5 protein-coding genes are annotated in these 4,821 nt (G+C 70.4%); all 5 read left to right on the top strand.

Going from position 1 to position 4,821, the window contains the following annotated elements:
• On the top strand, nt 1-669 hold a 669-nt coding region (locus VGT06_09870; GenBank protein HEV8663429.1), incomplete at its 5' end, for an ATP-binding protein.
• A gap of 3 nt (nt 670-672) precedes the next feature.
• Nucleotides 673-2,067, top strand: coding sequence for a sigma-54 dependent transcriptional regulator (locus VGT06_09865; protein HEV8663428.1), 1,395 nt, complete (start codon nt 673-675; stop codon nt 2,065-2,067).
• Between the two features lie 59 nt (nt 2,068-2,126).
• Nucleotides 2,127-2,507 (top strand): polymer-forming cytoskeletal protein, encoded by a 381-nt coding sequence (locus VGT06_09860; protein HEV8663427.1) that lies wholly within the window; start codon nt 2,127-2,129, stop codon nt 2,505-2,507.
• A 90-nt stretch (nt 2,508-2,597) separates the two neighbouring features.
• The gene (locus VGT06_09855; GenBank protein HEV8663426.1) at nt 2,598-3,686 is read left to right on the top strand and encodes a M48 family metalloprotease; all 1,089 of its coding nucleotides are present in this window, start codon (nt 2,598-2,600) and stop codon (nt 3,684-3,686) included.
• Between the two features lie 235 nt (nt 3,687-3,921).
• On the top strand, nt 3,922-4,821 hold a 900-nt coding region (locus VGT06_09850; GenBank protein ID HEV8663425.1), incomplete at its 3' end, for a hypothetical protein.

Below are 4,821 nucleotides of genomic sequence, written 5' to 3'. Positions count from 1 at the left end.
GCCCACGAGATCAAGAACCCCCTCACTCCCATCAAGCTCTCCACCCAGCGGCTCCGGAAGAAGTTCACCGAGCGGGCGCCCGACTACGAGCGGGTCTTCGACGAGTGCACCCGGACGATCATCCAGGAGGTGGACGGGCTGCAGGGGCTGGTGGACGAGTTTTCGCGCTACTCCCGGATGCCTTCGTCGGAGCCCCGCCCCGGGGACCTCCACCCCGTCATCGCCAACGTGGTGCGCCTCTACTCGGGACTCGGCCGGGGGATCGAGCTCGTGACCGACCTGGACCCCCACCTCCCGCCGATCACGCTGGATCCGGATCAGATGAAGCGGGCGCTCATCAACCTGGTGAACAACGCGGTGGCCGCCGTCGGGGAGACCGGCCAGGTCACCCTGCGGACGCGGTGGCTGCAAGGGGAGGGGAAGGTGGAAGTGGAGGTGGCGGACAGCGGGGTAGGGATCCCCCCGGAGGACCGGGAGCGGCTCTTCCTCCCCTACTTCTCCACCAAGAAGTCGGGGACGGGGCTCGGCCTGGCGATCGTCTACCGGATCGTCACCGAGCACGGGGGGACCATCCGGGTGGAGACCAACGAGCCGCGCGGGACCCGGATGGTCATGGCCTTCCCGGCCCTCCCGGCCCCCGCCCCGGCCGTCCCGCCGATCCCGAGGTAAGCCGTGGCCCAGGAAGAGATCCTCATCGTGGATGATGAGAAGAACATCCGGGCGTCCCTCACCGGGATCCTCCAGGACGAGGGCTACCGGGTGGCCGAGGCCGAGTCGGGGGAGGCGGCCCTCAAGGCGATCCGCCAGGGCCCGCCGGACCTGGTGATCCTGGACATCTGGATGCCGGGGATAGACGGGCTGGCCACGCTGGCCGAGGTCAAGCGCCTGCACCCGGAGGTGGCGGTCCTGATGATCTCGGGCCACGGGACGATCGAGACGGCGGTCCGGGCCACGAAGCTCGGGGCCTACGACTTCATCGAGAAGCCCCTCTCCCTGGAGAAGACGACGCTGGCCGTCCGCCATGCCCTGGAGGCTCAGCAGCTCGTCCGGGAGAACGTGGCGCTCCGGCAGCGCCTGGAGCAGCGCTACGAGCTGGTGGGGGGGAGCGAGGTCATCCAGAAATTGCGGGAGCAGATCGCGGCCGCCGCCCCGTCCCACGGTCGGGTCCTGATCCGGGGGGAGAGCGGGACCGGCAAGGAGCTCATCGCCCGGGCCATCCACCGCCAGAGCCACCGGGCGGCCAAGCCGTTCGTGGAGGTCAACTGCGCCGCCATCCCGGAGGACTTGATCGAGAGCGAGCTCTTCGGCCACGAGAAGGGGGCCTTCACCGGGGCCACGATGCGGCGCCGGGGGAAGTTCGAATTGGCCGACGGCGGGACCCTGTTCCTGGACGAGGTGGGGGACATGAGCCTGAAGACGCAGGCCAAGGTCCTCCGGGTCCTCGAGGAGCAGACCTTCGAGCGGGTCGGGGGAACGGAGAGCCTCCGGGTCGACGTGCGGATCATCGCCGCCTCCAACAAGGACCTGGAGGCGGAGATCGGGGCAGGGCGATTCCGGGAGGACCTCTACTACCGCCTGAACGTCATCCCCTTCGACGTCTCCCCCCTGCGGCAGCGGCGGGAGGACATCCCCCTGCTGGCCGCCTACTTCTTGAAGCAGTTCTGCCGGGAGTACGGGAAGCGGGAGAAAACCTTCAGCGCCGAGGCTCTCGGCGTCCTCCGGGAGCACGCCTGGCCCGGGAACGTCCGGGAGCTGCGGAACGTCATCGAGCGTCTCGTGATCATGGTGGCCCAGGACCGGATCGAAGCGGAAGCGGTGGAACCGGCGCTGGGGCGCCGCGCCCCTGCCCTGGAGTCGGCCGCCGGCGCGGGGCCGATGGAGATGGCGGCGGACGCCGCCCTCCCCCTCCGGGACGCCCGGGAGCGGTTCGAGCGGGGCTACATCCTGGAGCGGCTCCGGGAGAACGGGTGGAACATCACGCGGACGGCCGAGAAGCTGGGGATCGAGCGGAGCAACCTGCATCGGAAGCTCCGGGCGTTCGACATTGAGGCGCCGCCCGAACGGTGAGGCCCGGTGACGACCGGTGAGGAAGTGGGGCGCCCGGAGCGGGCGGGGAGGCGACCGCGATGCTGATCGGGAAGGGGATCATGGTGCGGGGGGAGATCAGCGGGACCGGGGACCTGCACGTGGCGGGCCGGATGGAGGGAAAGGTGATCCTCACCGGCACGCTGGTGGTGGAGGAAGGCGCCGAGCTGGAGGCCGACGTGCGGGCGACGACCATCGTGGTGGGAGGGCGGGTCCGGGGCAACCTGATGGCCACGGCCCGCATCGAGCTGCTCCCCAGCGGCCGTCTCCAGGGGAACTGTCGCGCGCGGAGCCTGGTGGTTCGGGAAGGTGCCCTCCTGAACGGCAAGATCAACACCGGCGCCGCCGTCGAGCCGGTTACCGGCGATGAGGAGCTGACAGAGCTCGTCCGCCGCGACGAAGCCCGCGCCCCCCTGCGCTGAGCCTCCGTTGCCCTGCCCGCCTTGTCGCCCCCCTCCCCGAGTGCTATCATCGCCCGTGGGCGCGCGTATTCGCGCCCGCAGGAGAGCCGGATGCATGCGTTTGGCTGGTGCGCGAACTGTCACGCGCCGTCCCTCACCCGCCGCCAGCTCCTCCGGGGCCTTGCAGCCGGGGCTGCCGCGGCCCTCCTCCCCCGCCCCGCCTGGGCCTTCACCATCATCAACCCCTCCCAGGAGGAGGAGATCGGGCGCAATGCCCACAAGGAGATCCTGGACCGCTTCGGCCCCCTCGACTCCCCGAGCCTCCAGGCCTTCGTCGCCCAGGTGGGCCAGCGCCTCGTCGAGGAGGCCGAGTATACCGGCTTCGAGTACCGGTTCACCGCCCTGGACGCCCCCGAGATCAACGCCTTCGCGCTGCCCGGGGGGTTCATCTACGTCACCCGAGGGCTGCTCTCGGCCGCCAACAGCGAGGCGGAGCTGGCGAGCGTCGTGGGCCACGAGATCGGTCACGTCACCTCGCACCACGCCGCCAAGCAGCTGACCCGGGCTTTCGGCCTGCAGTTCCTCACCCTGGGTCTCATTGCCCTCAGCCCGGGAGGGCGGGAGCACGCGGGCAAGTGGGCCACCCTCTCGACCGAGCTCTTCAGTCGCATCCTCCTCGGCTACGGGCGCGAAGCGGAGCTGGAATCGGATGAGAAGGGGATTCGCTACGCGTTTCGGGCCGGCTACGACGCCCGGCAGATGGTCAACTTCTTCCGGGTCCTGCAGCTCAAGGCGCGCCTCGCCGGGGTGGCCTACCACGCGTTCAGCGCCACGCACCCCGACACCATCGAGCGCATCGACCGGGCCCGGGTCCTCGCGGAGGTGATCGGGTCCGCTCCCGCCGCCGAGTTGCGCGTCGGGGCGGATGAGTACAAGGCGCGGTTGGAAGGCCTTCCCTACGGGGAGCGGGGGTCGGGCAGACGGCTCCGCATCCACACGGTGGCGCCGGGGGAGACGCTGGTCACCATCGTGCGGCAGGCCTACGGGAGTGAGGCCCGCGCCTACGAGGTGGCCCTCCTGAATGGGCTCAGGCGGGAGGACGCGCCGTTAGTCGCGGGCCAGCGGATGAAGCTGGTGGTGGAGGGGCCTCCGGGCCGCAGCCTCCGTCTCGAGCCGGAGCCGGCGGAGGCCGACCGGTAGCGGTTCCGTCTGTGACTGGGGTGCGATCCCGCCATCCGGCGTCCGTCGCAGGGATGGGGACCCGTGCGGTCCCCTCGGAGTCCCCGCGCGGCGGGCGTTTGCGCCTGCCTCTTTGGCCCTTTCCCATCCCCCCTCTGGCACGAAGGCTGCACACCTGCCTCCCGATCCAATCGTGCGGCGGGAACCCGACGTTCTGGAGTATCGGACCATGCGACTCGGTCAAGCGCTTGTAAAGATGGGCCTCGTGACCTTTGAACAATTGGAGGAGGCCACGGAGCGGCAGGTCTCATGCGGGGGCCGCCTCGGGTCCAACCTCCTGGAGCTGGGGTACCTGAGCGAGGAGGCGCTCGCCAAAGCCCTCAGCATTCTGCACGAGGTGCCGTATGCCGACCCGGCCCGGCTGGAGAAGATCGACCCCCGGGTGCTCTTCCTGGTCGCGGCCGACTTCGCCACGAAGAACCACATCGTCCCCTTCGAGCGGGACCGGAGTGGGGTCTACGTGGCCATGATGGATCCGACGGACCCGGTGCCGCTGGAGGCCCTCCGGAAGACGCTGGGCTGCGAGGTGCGCCCGCGGGTGGCGGTCGAGCTGCGGGTCCTGCACGCCCTGCACCGCTTCTACAAAGCGCCCCTCCTGCCCCGCTTCAGCCACCTGCCGGGCTTCTTCGACGGGCAGCGCGGAAAGGCGAAAGAGGCGAAGCAGGACGTCCAGCGGCTCCTCTCGCAGTGGGAGACGGTTAGGCAGGGGGAGCGCGGGAAGCCGGCCGCCGCGGGTCCCGACCCGGACGCCACCTTCATCCAGCCCCGCGACCGAGAGGCGGTGTGCAGCGCCCTCATGACGTTCGCCGCGACCCGGGTCAAGCGAGCGGCCCTCTTCACCGTCCGGGACGAGTCCGCCTTCGGCTGGCTGGCGGCGGTGCCGGGCCTGGACCCCGCCGCCTTTGCCCTCCTCGAGATCCCGCTCACCGCCCCCTCCATCCTCCGGGATGTGATGCAGCGGCGCGAGTTTTACCGGGGAGCGCTCCTCCCCATCCCGGAGAACCTCCGGTTGGCCGCCGCCCTGGGCGGCCCGTCCCCCCAGGAGGCGCTCGCCTACCCGCTCCTGGTTCGGGACAGGGTGATCTGCATCCTCTAC

The sequence above is a fragment of the Candidatus Methylomirabilis sp. genome (genome assembly GCA_036000645.1).
GTDB lineage: Bacteria > Methylomirabilota > Methylomirabilia > Methylomirabilales > JACPAU01 > JACPAU01.
Note: the sequence above shows the minus strand (reverse complement) of the source record. Positions and strands in the feature narration are given on the sequence as shown.